Consider the following 14,064-nt stretch of genomic DNA (forward strand, 5'->3'; position numbering starts at 1 on the left):
CCGTCGGTGTTGTAGAGGGCTCCGTCGGCGCCGAGGATGTTGAGGTGGACGGTGTTGCCGGTGGCGGTTGCGGTGAGGGCGGTGGCGCCGGCGGCACCGCCGGGGACCTCGACCCAGGTGCCGCTCCACTGGCCGGTGGTGTAGTCGGCGTCCATGGAGTAGACGCGGCCGGTGGAGCCGAGTGCGTAGACGTGCATGCTGGTGCCGATGGTGACGCTGGTGAGGGCCTTGAGGCCGGAGCCGCCCAGGGGTGACCAGGCGCCGGTCCAGTTCCCGGTGGCGTAGTCGCCCTCGGTGGCCCACATCCCGCCGTCCGAGCCGATGATGTTCAGGTGCACCCGAGTGCCCGTCGCCGACGCCGCCACCGTCGAACCCGACCCCGACACCGAGGGGGAGTCGACGATGTTCTTGTAGCGCAGCGCGGTGTAGCTGCTCATGGGGTGGGAGGAGAGCGAGGAGCCGTTGAGGTTGCCGTCGGTGTTGAAGTTCGTGGGCCTGCTGCGGCTGCTCTCCTGGTAGTAGTTGAACGTTCCGGCGTTCTTGTCGCGCCAGCCGGCGAAGATCACCACGTGTTCGCTGCTGTTGAGGATGTCGCCGGGCTGGAGGTCCCACTTGCCGATCGAGGTGGAGTAGGACGGCAGGCCGAGTGTGTTGGGGCTCTCGGGCAGCTGCCAGGCCATCGAGACGAAGCCCGAGCAGTCCTGGCGGTAGCGGCCGCCGGTCTGCCCGTCCGACCACCAGCTGTAGGGAGCCGTCAGGCCGTTGGTGCTGTACGGCACCGCCTGGTTCACCCAGGCCTGGGCCCGGGTCAGCACCTGGCCGCGGGTCACCTGGCCGCCGGGGGCGGCGCCGTTGCCGAGGGAACCGGTGGAGGAGGCCGCGTAGTAGGTGGACAGCACGCTGTCGGCGTGCGCTGCCGGGGCGGTGGCCGTGACGACGGCGGTCAGGCAGGCGGCGGCGAGCACGCCGGCGGACAGACGGGAGGCCGACTTGGAAACGGGCATGGCGAATCCTTCGAGGTGAGAGGGGTGTTGGGTCGCGGTGCCGGGCACGGATCGGCGCGGCACGCGGTGAGGTGATGTCAGTGGTGGTACGGGCAGCCGCGCGGGCGGTGCGGCCCGGGGATCAGTGCTGGGAGCCCAGCGCGGCCAGGGCGGTGAGCAGCGCGGCGTCGGTGCCGGTGTCGTGCGTCGGGCCGGGGCGCTCCGCCAGCTCGTCGAACTGGAAGAGTGTGAGGGCGGTGCCCTGCTGGAGCGCGTAGACGTGGTTGGTCTGCCGGTCGGGGGCCGACAGGCCGCCGACTCCGGTCCACTGCCGCGACCATGACGTTCCGTCGGACGTCTCGGCGGTGCGGGTGACGGCTGCGTCCTGGGTGACCCCCTGGCGGGCCTGCAGCTGCCGCGACGCGGTCTGGCAGGCGCCCATGTCGGTGACGAGCTGCTGGTAGGCGGCGTGCGCGGCCTCGGGGGTGGCGAAGCTGAACAGCTGCTGCCCGGCCGGGTTCCTGGCCGCGCTGACGTAGCCCTGCTGCTGCCAGGTGGCGGCTCCGGAGACGGCCGCGCACTCGTTGAGGGTGATCTTCCGGCCCTGGATGTCCTGGCTGCTGAGCGGGCCGTCGGGCTTCCACCCGAAGGTCGACGCGATCGGCAGCTTGGCGAGTCCGGCCGGGGCGACGGCGGCCGTCAGCGGGGTCTCCGGGGCCGCGGTGCCCGCGCCCTGCGGTGCCGCCGGGGCCGCGGGTGCCGCGGAGGCGCGGGGCGTGGGCGCACTCGTGCCGCCGCGCGCACCGGGGGCGCTGGTGGCCGGCACGGGCGCTGCCGTGGAAGCGGGCGGGGCCGCCTGGTCCGCCGGGGGCGGCGCGGTCTCGCCTGCGGTCGGCGTCGCGGAGCCGGTGGGTGGCTCAACGGGCTTGTCCGTCGGCGGAGTCGTGGTGGCCGCGGGCGTCCCGGTGGCGGGCGCGGCGGCCTTGGGGGAGTCCGCCTGCGCGGCGGCGCAGGCGGTCAGTGCGGCGGCGGACAGGACGAGGGCGGCGGCCGAGACGGCGGTGCGGGTCGAGCGGCGAGGGCGTGCGGGCATGACGGCTCCCGGGAGGGCGGCGGGTGGAGAAGGAGAGGGCTCGGTGCGAGGGCGTCGGCGTCGGCGGCGGGCGCGGCGCCGGCGGATGCGGCGCTCAGCGCCGGTCGAGCGTGAGGCCGTGCGAGGCGAGCGGTCCGTGGACCCGGGTCAGCAGCGCGTGCATCTGGGTCATCGCGGCCGCGGTGGAGGCGGCCCGGACGAAGAGGTAGAGGTCCAGCGACCGGTCCGTGGTCACGGCCCGGACGTGCTCCAGACCCTCGGAGGGCCGGGCGTGCGCCCAGATCAGGTCCTGGACGGTGGCCGGGGCCGGGTCGGGCGGTCGTGCGGTCGGGGCTTGGTTCAGACGGGCCATCACGACCCGCATCGAGCTCAGTCCCACCCGATGACCGAGGAGGCGACGCCGGTGGAGGCCGCGGGAGCCGGGGCGGTCGCGGCGGTCGCGGCCGGGGCGGCGGCGAGCAGCAGCAGGGCGGCGAGAGCGGCGGTGGCGAGCGACGAGACGGTGCGGAACATGGCGATCCCCCTGGACGGTTCGGTACTGGACTTCGGGCCGGTCCGGGGCGCTTTCCCTCGCGGCCCCTTTCCGGTGAGCACCATCCTGCTGGTCCGAACACCCCTGCGGAATGCCTCCGCCCTGGCACCAAGGAGCCCTGGCACCTTGGTGCCAGCGGCCCGGGTCCGGACCCTCGCGGAGGCGCCCGGTGGTCCGGCCGCTGCCACGGGCGCGGCGACTGCGATCGCCACTCCGATGGTCGGTCGCCTCCCCCTACCCGGGGCTGGTGCCGGTCTTTCGCCCGCGGGCTCGCTCAGAGGAGCGCTCATCGGAGCGCCGTGTCGGGCGGGCTGACGAAGAGAAAGGGAGGTTGATCTCACCGACAGGGTGGCGATTATGATCGTCATGGTTGGGGTTCGCCGACACCGACGTAACGCTGGGGGATGCACGGTGCTGGACGTTTTCGGACTGGACACTCGCACGGAGGCCGTCTACCGGGAGATGCTGGAGCGGCCTTCCGGTGGCGTCGCGGAACTCGCGGCAAGGGTCGGGACGACCGAGACGGAGGTGCGGGAGGCGCTCGACCAGCTGGTCGAACTGGGCCTGCTGACGCCGTCCCGGGAGGCCGTCGGCGGACTCCGCGCCGTCAGCCTGGAGGTCGGGCTGGCACATCTGCTGCGCCGGCAGGAGGAGGAGGAACTGGCCCGGCACCACCGGGCACTGGCGGTCGGGAAGGCCGCCGCGGCCCGGGCCATCGCCTCGTACTCGGCGCTGCAGCCGGGCACCAATCTGGAGGGAAACGAGCGCCTCCTCGGACTCGACGCCATCCAGGCCCGGCTGGAGGTCCTCACCCGGGGGCTCAGGGTGGAGTGCCTCTCGATCATTCCGGGCGGTGCCCAGTCGGAGGCCAGTCTGGAGGCCTCCCGGCCCCTGGACGAGGCGGCCCTCGATCGGGGTGTGCGGTTGCGCGCGGTCTACCAGGAGAGCGTCCGCAACGACCCGCCGACGCTCGCGTACGCGCAGTGGACCACCGACCACGGGGGTGAGGTCCGCACCAGCCACGTGCTGCCCGCCCGGCTGCTGATCTTCGACCGGACGACGGCCCTCGTCCCGATCGACCCGGACAACTCCCGGCGCGGAGCGCTGTGCACCACCTCCCCCGGGATCGTGGCCACGCTCGTCGCGCTCTTCGAGCAGACCTGGGAGGCGGCCGTTCCGCTGGGCGCCGCGCGGGTCGGCTCCGGCGAGGACGGGATCAGCGAGGGGGAGCGGGAGCTGCTGAAGCTCCTGGCCTCAGGGATGACGGACGAAGCGGCGGGCAAGCGCCTGGGGGTGTCGCTCCGCACGGTGCGCCGGCAGATGTCGGGGCTGATGGAACGGCTCCAGGCGGCCAGTAGGTTCGAGGCCGGGCTGAAGGCGGCCCAACGCGGCTGGCTGTGACGACGCGCCACCGCTCCCGCTTCGGCCACCGCTCCCGCTTCGGCCACCGCTTCCGCTTCGGCCACCGCTCCCGCGTCGCGCCGCCCTACGCCTCGGCCCCGCTCCGGCCGAGCTCCCGGTAGGCGTCCGCGACGGCGAGCACCCAGGCGATCTCCTCGGGCAGCGAGCGCCCGCCGGCGGTGGCGTCGAGCACGGCGGGCGGCGCGGGGGCGGCGAGGCCCCGGGCCCGGTGCCGGACGGCCGTCCGCAGCCAGCGGGCCTCGACGCGGGCGAGGCCCTCACCCGCGTCGAGGTGGACGTCGGCGCCCGCGGCGGCCCTGGTGTCGACGGCCGGGCCGCCCCCGGCGCCGCCGGCCGTGCCGGTCGCCGGGGATCCGCCGGTGACGGGGGAGTCCTCCCGCAGGACCAGCGCCGCGTCACGCAGGGCGAAGGCGCGGTGCGCGAGCTCGACGGAACGGTCACCGGGCGTCAGCAGACCGCGCAGCCGGCTGCCGGGGGTGCCCAGCACCACCTGCGGCACGGCCTTGGTGACGTCCGCCCAGAGCGGGTGGAGCCGCCACAGCGCGTACTGGTCGCGCAGGTAGCCGGCCAGGGATCGGGTGGGCGGGATGGTGACGCCGAGCACGAACAGGACGATCATGAGGGCAGGCAGCAGTTCGGAGACGGTGTCGGTGAGCGGGACGGGCTTCCCGTCCGCGTCGAGCCGGGTGGAGTCCCCGCTGCTGAGGACGAAGTAGACGCGGTAGACGGTGTAGACGAGTCCGGTGGCGCTGGCCGCCGCCAGGCAGCTGACCCCGGCGCGCATGGCGCCGGGCGGAACGCTCGCCCGGTTGGACCAGAACAGGACGGCGGCCTGCGCGGCCGCGACCGCGAAGACGGTGTCGAACACCCCCAGGTACAGCTCGACCCCGGGATCGCCGTAGTGCGCGTCGATGCCGAAGGCGCCGTCGTGGTCGTGCGGCAGGGCGAGGAGGAAGAGCAGGGTGAGCGCGACGGCGGCGGCACCGGTGAACAGCATGCGGGCCCGTGCGGCGCCGGGCCGCTGCGGACGGCCGCGGACTGCCTGGACGTACTCCAGCATGAAGTAGCCCGCCACCACTCCGGCGAGGTGTTTGACCAGCAGCGTGATGTCCCGGACGCCGCTCAGCTCCGCCAGGGCGTGCTCGACGGCAGCGGGCCGGACGCTGAGCCCGGCCGCGATCGCGGCGAAGCCCGCCCAGATCGAGCGCTTGGCCCGGGTGGTGAAGGCCGACGGTGTCCGCCAGAGCACGACGCTCCAGGCGAGTGTCGGCATCAGCCAGGTGAACAGCGGGCGCATCAGGAGTTCCTCCACCGGTGCGGGCGTACGGGGTGCGCGAGGCTCTCGGCCAGGCGGCCGGGGCCGGGCCCCGGGTCGGCGGCGGTGCCGATCAGGCCGGCCAGCAGGAGGGCGATCATCTCCGCCTCCTGCTCCTCGGCGGTCTCGTAGCTGGTCCGGCCCGCGCCGAGGACCTCACCGACGAGCTCCGGGGTCAGGTCGGGCAGCAGGGCGGCCAGCCGGGACAGGTCGAGGGAGCCCTGGTGCCCGCACAGGACGTGGCCGAGCTCGTGGAGCTTGATCAGGTCCTGGTGCGCGGGGCTGGTGCGTTCCTCGTAGTAGACGACGTCGATGCTGGGCAGCGCGATCCACAGGCCGCAGGGCAGGTCGGCGCCGAGGGCGGGCAGCGGTTCCAGGACGATGGGGCGCCCGCGGAGCCGTTCCAGGGCGGCCCGGAACGCCTCCACGGTGAAGGGGTCCGGCAGTCGGAGACCGGCGAGGCGCCGCTCGCATCGCCGGCGCAGGCCGCGGGGGAACGCCATGGGCAGGAGGCTCTTTCGGAGGTGGCGGGGAGGTGGTGAGGGGCGGGCTGCGCGGCGCGGGGCTCAGGCCCCGGCCGCCGCGGGGCCGGGGCGTACCCGCACCCCGGTCATGTCCCGTCGGCCGTGGGGCCGGTCGCCTTGCCGGTCGAGCCGTCCGCCGCCCCGTCAGCCGGACGCCTGGTCCGTTCCGCCGCCTGTTCCTCGACCTGGCGCAGGTTGTCGGCGAGGGCCAGGAGCACCCGCAGGCTGCCGTTCGAGAGCGAGGAGGCCCGCTGGACCAGGTTGACGACCCCGTCGTTGCCGAGCGCCTGCCGCAGCTCGCCCATGCGCTCCAGCTGCTCAAGCTGCTCGTCCACCACGGCGGCCCTGGCGTCGTCGAGGAAGTAGCTCGCGCCGGCGCTGATGCCGAACCCCCGGCCGAGCCAGTCCAACGTCTCCACCGTGGGGTTGGAGGCCTGCCCCTTCTGGTTGAGGCCCAGGTGCAGGTTGCGGACGGTGTCCCGCGAGATGACGTCCCGGCCCGCCAGGCGGTTGATGCGGTCGGCGAGTTCCCGGTACGCCGGGGGCCGTCCACCGGACCTGGCCGCCTCCCGGGCCATCAGCCGGTCCAGCCTGCCGGCGATCGCCGAGGCGCGGTCGGTCGGCTGATCAGGCCCGCCGGTCGTTGCTGCCGCCACCTCTACCCCCTCCCCGAGCCCTGTCACGATACCGGACGCCCCGAGCGCCGCGTCCGGTCACGGGAGGACCCTGGCGGTGTGGGCGGCCAGCCGGGCGCGGAGCTCCTCGCGGGGGGTGGCCAGCTCGCCGGCCAGGTGCTCGACGAGGTCGGCGCGGGTGGCAGCGAGGAGGGCGTGGGCCGTGAAGTCGGCCTCCGTCGGGGGGAGCAGCCCGGTCAGCAGGTCGCGCAGGAGGGCGTGCCAGTGGGCGTAGTGCTCGGTGCCGTAGGGGCTGTCGGCTCCGGTGCCCTCCAGGGCGAGGGCGAGGTGCCGGTGGTCGAGCTTGAAGCACAGCAGCGCGTCGAGCAGGGCGGGTACGCGTTCGGCGGGCGTGGCGGCGGGCCCCAGCGGCGGGGGGCCCTCCGCCACGGCGGCGGTCAGGGGGCCGAGCCGCTCCTGGTAGAGGGCGCGGATGAGGCTCGTGCGGTCGCCGAAGGCCCGGAAGAGCGTGCCCTTGCCGACGCCGGCGGCCGCGGCCACGTCGGACATGGTGACGTCCTCGGGCCGCCGGGAGCCGGTGAAGAGCGTGTCGGCGGCCGCGAGGACGGCCGCCCGGTTGCGCACGGCGTCCTTGCGCGGCTTGCGCTCGGGCGGAACTGCGGGATCGGGTGCGCTGACGGGCATGGGCGGGTCCACCTCCGGTTGCGATACGGACCGGCGGTCCGTATCTTTCACTGAAGCGGACCGCCGGTCCGTATCTTATGCGACGGAGACACCCATGCCCGCGAACACCCCACCGTCGGTCGACCTCCCGCCGTCGGCCGGCACTCCGCCGGTCGAGCTCTTCCGCCGCGGCCTGCGTCTGCTCCTGGAGCAGGACGTCCCCGGCTGGGTCGCGCTCTGGGCCGAGGACGGCGTCATGGAGTTCCCCTTCGCGCCGCCGGGCTGGCCGCGGAGGCTGACGGGGAGGGCGGAGATCGCCGCCTACATGCGCGACTACCCCGAGCACATCGAGCTGCACGACTTCCCGGACCTGGAGATCCACCGGACCGCGGACGCGGAGACCATCGTGGTGGAGATGCGCGGGGTGGGCCGGCTGGTGCGGACCGGCGGCCCCTTCGACATGACCTACGTCGCCGTGGTGACCGCCAGGGACGGGCGGTTCACCTCCTACCGCGACTACTGGAACCCGCTCGCCGTTCAGCAGCCCGGCCTCGGCTTCGCCGGGGGTGCGGCCCGATGAGCGACACCGGCACCACGCTCGTCATCGGGGCCACCGGCACCACCGGGAGCCGTACGGCCGCGCGGCTGCTGGCCGGCGGACACCGGGTCAGGGCCGCCGGCCGCCGCGGCGCACCGTGGGTCGACGCCCCGTCGGCCGCCGCGGAGTCGGCCGGTGCGCCCTCGTCCGCCGCGCCCTCGGTCGGTGCGGAGTCGGTCGGAACGCCCTCGGCCGCCGCGGAGTCGGTGCGCTTCGACTGGTACGACCCCGCCACCTTCGCCGACGCCGTGGCCGGGGCGGACCGTGTCTACCTCGTCCCGCCCGTCGGCGAGCCGGACCCACTGCCGGTCATGCTGCCGTTCCTGCGCCGCGCCCGTGCCGCCGGTGTGCGGCGCGCGGTGCTCCTCAGCTCCTCGGCCGTGCCCGAGGGAGGGCCCGCGGTGGGGCAGGTGCACCGGGCGCTGCCGGAGCTCTTCGAGGAGTGGGCGGTGCTGCGGCCCTCCTGGTTCATGCAGAACTTCACCGGCGAGCACCTCCACGCCCGGAGCATCCGGGAGCACGGCACCATCCTGACGGCGGCCGGGGCCGGGCGGGTCGGCTTCGTCGACGCCGAGGACATCGCCGCCGTGGCCGTGAACTCGCTGACCGACGAGCGCGCACCCGACCGCGACCTCGTGCTGACCGGGCCGGAGGCGCTCAGCCACGACGCCGTCGCCGCGGTCGTCGCGGAGGTCACCGGGCGGCCGGTGGTCCACCACCGCCTGACCCACGGGGAGCTGCGGGAGCGGCTGTCCGTGCTGATGCCGCCGGCCTTCGCCGGGCTGCTGGCGGACCTGGACCGCGCCATCGCGGCCGGCGCGGAGGACCGCACCACGGACACCGTCCGGCTGCTCACCGGGCGCGCGCCGAACGGCTTCCGGCAGTTCTTCGAACGGGAGTTGACGGCGGCTCGGTGAGCCGTGACGTCCCGCCCGGCCCCTTCCGCCCAGCTCGGGGCCGTCGGGTCACTCGGAAGGCCGCCCTCGGTCATTCACCATCTGTTCATTCCGCATCCATCATCTAGCCTTGTCGTATGCCAATCCATCGCGTTCTGTCCGAATCGGTCACCGCGACGCTGCGCGGGGCGGGGTTCCCGATCGCCGACAGCGCGGGCGGGACGGAGGGCATGATGGTGGTCAACCACGCCCACGGCGTGACGGTCTCCTGGCGGGACGGCGCGCGGTCCGCGGCCGTCGAGCCGCCCGCGTCCGCCGGGAGCCGGCCGCACAGCGGCGCCGACGTCCGCTCCCGGCCCTTCCAGCTCACCCTGCGGGTCGCGGCGCTCCTGGCCGACGTCGGCTACTGCAGCGAGCACCTGGGCAACCGCGTGCTGGTCAGCGAACGCGACGGCCGCTGACCGCCCCCGCGAGGGGACCGTCAGCGGCCGTCGGGGTGCCCGGTCCGGGTGTGCCGGGTCTACATCGGGGTCGGCCTGATCATCGCGAACGGGGCGCCCTGCGGGTCCGCGACCACCGTCATCCGGCCGGCCATCATGTCGAACGGCGGGGCCAGCACCATGCCGCCGCGCTTGACGAGGGCGTCGACGGTGGAGTCCACGTCGTCGACGGCGAAGTAGGTCAGCCAGTGGGCGGGGGTGCCGGGCGGGTCGTTCGCGAGCAGGGTGGCGCCGCCGACGGCGCGGTCGCCCACGTTCAGCGCCCAGTAGTCGACCTCGGCGTCCTCCATCCGCTTGACCTCGATGCCGAGGGCCTCGCCGTAGAAGGCGGTGGCGGCCGCGACGTCGCTGGTGTGCAGTTCGTTCCAGGTGAGCGCGCCGGCCTCGTTGACGATCCGGGCGCCGAAGAAGGTGCCGGGTTGCCAGACGCCGAAGACGGCGCCCTGCGGGTCGGCGGCGACGAGCATCCGGCCGAGGTCGCCGACGTCCGTCACCGGGACGATCAGGGTGCCGCCCGCGGCGACGATCGCGTCCTGGGTGGCCTGGGCGTCGCTGCTCGCCAGGTAGCTGGTCCAGACGGTCGGCGGCTCCGGCATGCCCTCGGGGGCCATCGCCGGGCCGATGCCGGCGACGGCCTTTCCGGCGAGCTCGCAGACCGCGTACCCGCCGAACTCGGCGGGGCCGGGCTGCCCCTGCCAGCCCAGCAGGTCGCGGTAGAAGTCCAGCGCCTGCTGCTGGTCCTTGGCCATCAGGTCGACCCAGCACGGGGTGCCGGTCGCGTACGGAGTGGTGACCTCGGGCATTCTCGCTCCTTCCACTGGCGGCCCCCGGCGGGGCCCCCTGCCGGTCACCCTCCGCCCGTGGAGTGCGGCCTGCGACCCGACACGCCGCGGGGCGGCTCGCGGACTGCGCTGCGGTGCACCGCCGGTGACGGATCGTCGGGCGCCGGGGCGTCGCGCGTCGGGCCGGCCGCCGGTCGCCCCGGGGGGCGTCCCCGCGTCCGGGGAAAGGGTGGATCGGTGGCGCGGGTGAGGGTCGGAAGCGTCCGCGACACCCTCTCGCCGGCCGGTCGCCGTCACCCCCGGCTGACGCGACGCAAGCCCAAGAGTTGACCTCATGAAAGCGAGCCCGGAACGCCACCTGCGGCGATCCGCGGGCGATCGTTCATCCATAACGAATTGGACAGCGGAAATAACGAAGACTCCTTCACTTATTGACGTGACGGCCCGGTGGCGCTTGACTCCCTCCTCTGTCGCTGCACCGGTGCGGCACAGGACAGGAGGCACCCCCCACATGAACAGACCCATGCGTCGCGCGGCCCAGGGCACGGCCGTGATGTCCCTGGCGCTCACCCTCGCCGCCTGCGGGCAGGGCGATGCGACGCAGAAGCCCCAGGCGGCCGGGAACGACCGCACCATCGGTCTGCTGCTGCCGGAGAACTCCTCCTCGACCCGCTACGAGGCGTTCGACGCGCCGCTGATCAAGGCCGGTGTGGCGGGCCTGTGCCCGGACTGCAAGGTCGAGTACGCCAACGCGGACGGCAACGCGGCCGCCCAGAAGAAGCAGTTCGACGACCTGCTGGCCAAGGGCGTCAAGGTCATCCTGCTCGACCCGGTCGACTCCAAGACCACCGCGCCGTGGGTGGAGGCCGCCGCGGCGAAGGGCGTGAAGGTCGTCGCGTACGACCGGCTGGCCGAGGGCAAGGTCGCCGCGTACGTCTCCTTCGACAACGAGCGGACCGGCGAACTCCAGGGCCAGGCCCTGCTCGACGCGCTCGGCCCGAAGGCCGCCGCCGCCAACGTGGTCATGATCAACGGTGCCGACTCGGACCCGAACGCCGCCAGTTTCAAGGCGGGCGCGCACCGGGCGCTGGACGGCAAGGTCAAGAAGATCGCCTACGAGCAGTCCGGCGAGTGGAAGCCGGACGTGGCCGCGGCGAAGATGGGCGAGGCGATCAAGAGCCTCGGCAAGGACGGCATCCAGGCCGTCTACTCGGGCAACGACGGCATGGCCGGTCCGATCATCGACACCCTGAAGTCGGCGGGCATCAAGAACGTGCCCGTCGGCGGCCAGGACGCCTCCATCGACGCGGTGCGCCGGGTCCTCACCGGCGAGCAGGCCTTCACGATCTACAAGCCGTACAAGCCCGAGACGGACGCGGCGGCCAGCATCGCCGTCCAGCTGGTCGAGGGCCTGGACATCAGCACGGTCGCGAGCTCGGACACCGTCAGCGCCGGGCAGCACATCCCCTCACTGCTGCTCACGCCGATCGTCGTGACCAAGCCGAAGGTCGCGGTCACCGTGGTCGGCGGCGGGCTCTACAAGGCCGCCGACATCTGCACCCCGCAGTACGCGGACGCCTGCGCGGCGGCCGGCGTCAAGTAGCACCGGCGGCGCGACGCGCCCGGGCCCGGTGGGGGAGGGCCCGGGGCGCGGACGGGGAGCGGGTGGGGTCAGCCGAAGTCGGGGATCGGGTGGCCCGGGGCGAGGGCCGCGGCGATCCGCTGGGCGATCGTGTGGGCCGTGTGGCCACCGGGGGCCTTCGGGCCGTTCGTGGTGGAGACGGCGATCGCCAGGTGCTCGCACGGGAGGTAGTCCTGGGAGGCGGAGTACCCGAAGAACAGCGGGTGCTGGGAGATCCAGTCGTCCAGCACCACCACACCCATGCCGTAGTGGGTGGCCTCGGTCTGCGGGATGCAGACGTCCGCCGCACACGTGTCGGTCGGGTGGCCGAGGCCCACCGTCCCCGGGTTCAGCAGCTGCCGGTAGGAGGACGGGGAGAGCAGCTCGCCCGCGCCGATGCCGACGGCCCCGCGGGCGAGGTCGCAGATGTCGGTGGTCTGCACCGCGCCGGGGGCGGTGGTCCACGACGGGTTCCAGAAGGTGGACTCCTCGTAGGTGCCGCGTTCGGAGGTGAAGGCGTGCAGGACGGGGGTCGGGATGTCCGGCGTGTAGCTGTTGCGGGTCTCGTGGAGGCCGAGCGGGTCCAGGATCTTCTGCTGCAGCAGGACGTCCAGCCGGGTGCCGGTGATCCTCTCCAGCGCGGCGCCGAGGAGGACGAAGTTGGCGTGCGAGTAGCTCCAGTCGGTGCCGGGCTCGTACAGCCGCGGCAGGCCGGTGGAGATGGCCACCAGCTCCTCGGCCGTCCACTGGCGGAACGGGTCGGCGTAGACCGCCTCGCCGAAGCCGGGGGCCTTGACGTAGTCGACCAGGCCGGTGGTGGAGGCGCCGAGCATCCGCAGGGTGATGCCGTCGCCGTGCGGCAGGTCGGGCAGCCAGCGGGAGACCGGGTCGTCGAGGCCGACCACCCCCTCGTCGACGAGCCGCAGAAGCGCGGTGCCCATGTAGCTGATCGCCACGTTGCCGTTGCGGAAGTGCATGTCGGGCCGGGCCGGAACCCCGGTCATGGACTCGCCGAGCGCGGCGGTGAGGACCTCGCGGCCGTCGGCGGTGACCCGCAGGATCACCGACGTGAGGTCCAGCTCCTCCTTGGCCTGCTCGGCGATCCGCAGCGCGTCCAGCGCCGGCCCGCGCTCGGGCGCCGGGGAACCGACGCAGGGGCGGTGGCGGTCGGTTTCACCCGTGGCGCCGGCGGCGGTGGCCGGGGCGCTGACGGCGACGAGGGCGGTGACCGCGGTGAGCGCGGCCAGGCGCAGCAGGGCTTTCGGGCGGGTGGGTGTCATGCCCGCAGTATCGGCGGGGGGTGTCGCGGCACCGGCGCGGCGGCCCGCCGCGCCGCCGGAACATCACCCGTCGGGCCCGCGCGGGCCGGGGGCGGAACCGGAGTGTTGCAGGTCCGTTGCCCACGAAGTGGTGCGGGTCACTGCCGATCGGGCCGGGTCGTGATCGCATCGGATGATGCGTCAGTTCGAGAGGTCCCCCCGGTCGCTCCCGGTGCTCCGCCCCGTCGTGGCCGCCGCGGCCCTCGCGGTGGGCGCCGCGCTGCTCACGGGCTGCGGCTCCGGGTCGGGGCTGGCCCCGGCGTCCGCCGGTGGCACCGGTCCGTGCGGCGCCTCGTCGTCCGCACCGTCCTCGCCCCCGGGGTCGTCGGCCGCCCCGGGGCCGGCGGCCTCCGCGCAGTCGGCGGACGGGCGGGCGCCGGCCACCGCGCGGATCACCGCGGCCGGCGCGTCCTGCGCGGAGTACGAGGTGACCAACACCGGTGATCCGGCCGAGGGGCCCGCCGACGTCACCGTGCTGTTCAGCCGGCTGGCGGCGGACGGGGGCGTGCTGGACACCGAGACGCGCACCGCCACCGGGCTCGCCCCGGGGGCCACCGCGACCGGCCGGATCGACCTGGACGGGCGCCCGACGTCGCGGCCGGGGGACGTCGCGACCGGGCCGCTCGGCCCGATCCGGACGACGCCCGGCGCGGCCCGGCAGGTGAAGGTCTCCAAGGTCCGCAGCGTGCCCACCGCCGAGGCCCCGCGGCCCGGCGGCCCGTGCCCGGCGTCGGGCCTGCGGCTGTACGCGGACGAGGGCGACGCCGCGATGGGCCTGCGGGTGATGGGCCTGCACCTGCGCAACTGCGGGGACTCCACGGTGACCGTGAACGGCTACCCCCGGCTGCAGCCGCTCGACCTGAAGCACCGGCCGATCGACGGGGTGCGGGTCCTGTCCGGCGGCGCCGCGATCGCGAGCGGCACCGGTGCGGACAACCCGCCGCAGGAGATCGCGCTGCGGCCCGGCGAGGGAGCCCGCACCACCCTGGTGTGGCGCAACACCGCCGAGGCCGGCAGCGACCCGGTGAACGCCACCTACCTGCGGGTGCGCGCCGGCGAGGGCGCCGCCCCCGTGATGCTCACCCCGGAACTCGACCTGGGGACCACCGGGCGCCTCGGCGTCGGAGCCTGGGCCAGGGAGGACGACCGGTCCTGACGGCGGCGCGGCCGGCCCGCCGCCG

At 74.5% G+C, this 14,064-nt stretch carries 17 protein-coding genes; 6 read left to right on the forward strand and 11 right to left on the reverse strand.

Features of this window, described 5'->3' with window-relative positions:
• The 4 genes from ACIRS1_RS21120 to ACIRS1_RS21135 form a co-directional block, all read right to left on the reverse strand.
• On the reverse strand, positions 1–1,004 hold a 1,004-nt coding region (locus ACIRS1_RS21120), incomplete at its 3' end, for a hypothetical protein (protein ID WP_402842005.1).
• A gap of 121 nt (positions 1,005–1,125) precedes the next feature.
• Positions 1,126–2,076: a hypothetical protein gene (locus ACIRS1_RS21125; RefSeq protein WP_402842008.1), complete on the reverse strand. Its 951-nt coding sequence runs from the start codon at positions 2,074–2,076 to the stop codon at positions 1,126–1,128.
• 94 nt (positions 2,077–2,170) lie between these two features.
• Positions 2,171–2,428, reverse strand: a complete 258-nt coding sequence (locus tag ACIRS1_RS21130; protein WP_387898940.1) for a hypothetical protein — start codon at positions 2,426–2,428, stop codon at positions 2,171–2,173.
• A gap of 17 nt (positions 2,429–2,445) precedes the next feature.
• Positions 2,446–2,589, reverse strand: coding sequence for a hypothetical protein (locus ACIRS1_RS21135; RefSeq protein ID WP_402842010.1), 144 nt, complete (start codon positions 2,587–2,589; stop codon positions 2,446–2,448).
• Between the two features lie 430 nt (positions 2,590–3,019).
• On the opposite strand from ACIRS1_RS21135, the gene ACIRS1_RS21140 reads away from it, so the two are divergent.
• The gene (locus ACIRS1_RS21140) at positions 3,020–4,009 is read left to right on the forward strand and encodes a LuxR C-terminal-related transcriptional regulator (protein ID WP_402842013.1); all 990 of its coding nucleotides are present in this window, start codon (positions 3,020–3,022) and stop codon (positions 4,007–4,009) included.
• A gap of 85 nt (positions 4,010–4,094) precedes the next feature.
• Here ACIRS1_RS21140 and ACIRS1_RS21145 read toward each other — a convergent pair whose 3' ends face one another.
• From ACIRS1_RS21145 to ACIRS1_RS21160, 4 genes are all read right to left on the reverse strand, one after another.
• Positions 4,095–5,342: an MAB_1171c family putative transporter gene (locus ACIRS1_RS21145; RefSeq protein WP_402842016.1), complete on the reverse strand. Its 1,248-nt coding sequence runs from the start codon at positions 5,340–5,342 to the stop codon at positions 4,095–4,097.
• Complete coding sequence (locus ACIRS1_RS21150) at positions 5,327–5,848, reverse strand: regulator component (RefSeq protein ID WP_402842018.1); 522 nt, start codon at positions 5,846–5,848, stop codon at positions 5,327–5,329. Before ACIRS1_RS21150 ends, ACIRS1_RS21145 begins: the two co-directional genes overlap by 16 nt.
• 107 nt (positions 5,849–5,955) lie before the next feature.
• The gene (locus ACIRS1_RS21155) at positions 5,956–6,525 is read right to left on the reverse strand and encodes a hypothetical protein (RefSeq protein WP_360216187.1); all 570 of its coding nucleotides are present in this window, start codon (positions 6,523–6,525) and stop codon (positions 5,956–5,958) included.
• A gap of 57 nt (positions 6,526–6,582) precedes the next feature.
• Positions 6,583–7,188, reverse strand: a complete 606-nt coding sequence (locus tag ACIRS1_RS21160; protein WP_402842020.1) for a TetR/AcrR family transcriptional regulator — start codon at positions 7,186–7,188, stop codon at positions 6,583–6,585.
• Positions 7,189–7,282: 94 nt separating this feature from the next.
• On the opposite strand from ACIRS1_RS21160, the gene ACIRS1_RS21165 reads away from it, so the two are divergent.
• From ACIRS1_RS21165 to ACIRS1_RS21175, 3 genes are all read left to right on the forward strand, one after another.
• The gene (locus ACIRS1_RS21165; RefSeq protein WP_402842023.1) at positions 7,283–7,747 is read left to right on the forward strand and encodes a nuclear transport factor 2 family protein; all 465 of its coding nucleotides are present in this window, start codon (positions 7,283–7,285) and stop codon (positions 7,745–7,747) included.
• A complete protein-coding gene (locus ACIRS1_RS21170; RefSeq protein WP_402842025.1) occupies positions 7,744–8,682 on the forward strand; it encodes an ergot alkaloid biosynthesis protein in 939 nt (312 codons plus the stop codon). The genes ACIRS1_RS21165 and ACIRS1_RS21170 overlap by 4 nt, the downstream gene beginning before the upstream one ends.
• 116 nt (positions 8,683–8,798) lie before the next feature.
• Entirely contained in the window at positions 8,799–9,122 is a 324-nt protein-coding gene (locus tag ACIRS1_RS21175) for a hypothetical protein (protein WP_402842028.1), read from the forward strand.
• 59 nt (positions 9,123–9,181) lie between these two features.
• On the opposite strand, the gene ACIRS1_RS21180 is transcribed toward ACIRS1_RS21175, so the two are convergent.
• The gene (locus tag ACIRS1_RS21180; RefSeq protein WP_402842031.1) at positions 9,182–9,964 is read right to left on the reverse strand and encodes a VOC family protein; all 783 of its coding nucleotides are present in this window, start codon (positions 9,962–9,964) and stop codon (positions 9,182–9,184) included.
• Between the two features lie 490 nt (positions 9,965–10,454).
• On the opposite strand from ACIRS1_RS21180, the gene ACIRS1_RS21185 reads away from it, so the two are divergent.
• Positions 10,455–11,546 carry a substrate-binding domain-containing protein gene (locus ACIRS1_RS21185; protein WP_360216169.1) on the forward strand — a complete coding sequence of 364 codons (1,092 nt, stop codon included), beginning with the start codon at positions 10,455–10,457 and terminating at the stop codon, positions 11,544–11,546.
• A 68-nt stretch (positions 11,547–11,614) separates the two neighbouring features.
• On the opposite strand, the gene ACIRS1_RS21190 is transcribed toward ACIRS1_RS21185, so the two are convergent.
• Positions 11,615–12,844, reverse strand: a complete 1,230-nt coding sequence (locus ACIRS1_RS21190; protein WP_402842034.1) for a serine hydrolase domain-containing protein — start codon at positions 12,842–12,844, stop codon at positions 11,615–11,617.
• Between the two features lie 180 nt (positions 12,845–13,024).
• On the reverse strand, positions 13,025–13,321 hold the full coding sequence (locus ACIRS1_RS21195) for a hypothetical protein (RefSeq protein WP_402842037.1): 297 nt from the start codon (positions 13,319–13,321) through the stop codon (positions 13,025–13,027).
• On the opposite strand from ACIRS1_RS21195, the gene ACIRS1_RS21200 reads away from it, so the two are divergent.
• Positions 13,311–14,039, forward strand: a complete 729-nt coding sequence (locus ACIRS1_RS21200; protein ID WP_360216157.1) for a DUF4232 domain-containing protein — start codon at positions 13,311–13,313, stop codon at positions 14,037–14,039. The two genes, ACIRS1_RS21195 and ACIRS1_RS21200, sit on opposite strands and share 11 nt — an antisense overlap.
• Positions 14,040–14,064 lie beyond the last annotated feature (25 nt).

The sequence above is a fragment of the Kitasatospora sp. NPDC101176 genome (assembly GCF_044768035.1).
Lineage (GTDB): Bacteria > Actinomycetota > Actinomycetes > Streptomycetales > Streptomycetaceae > Kitasatospora.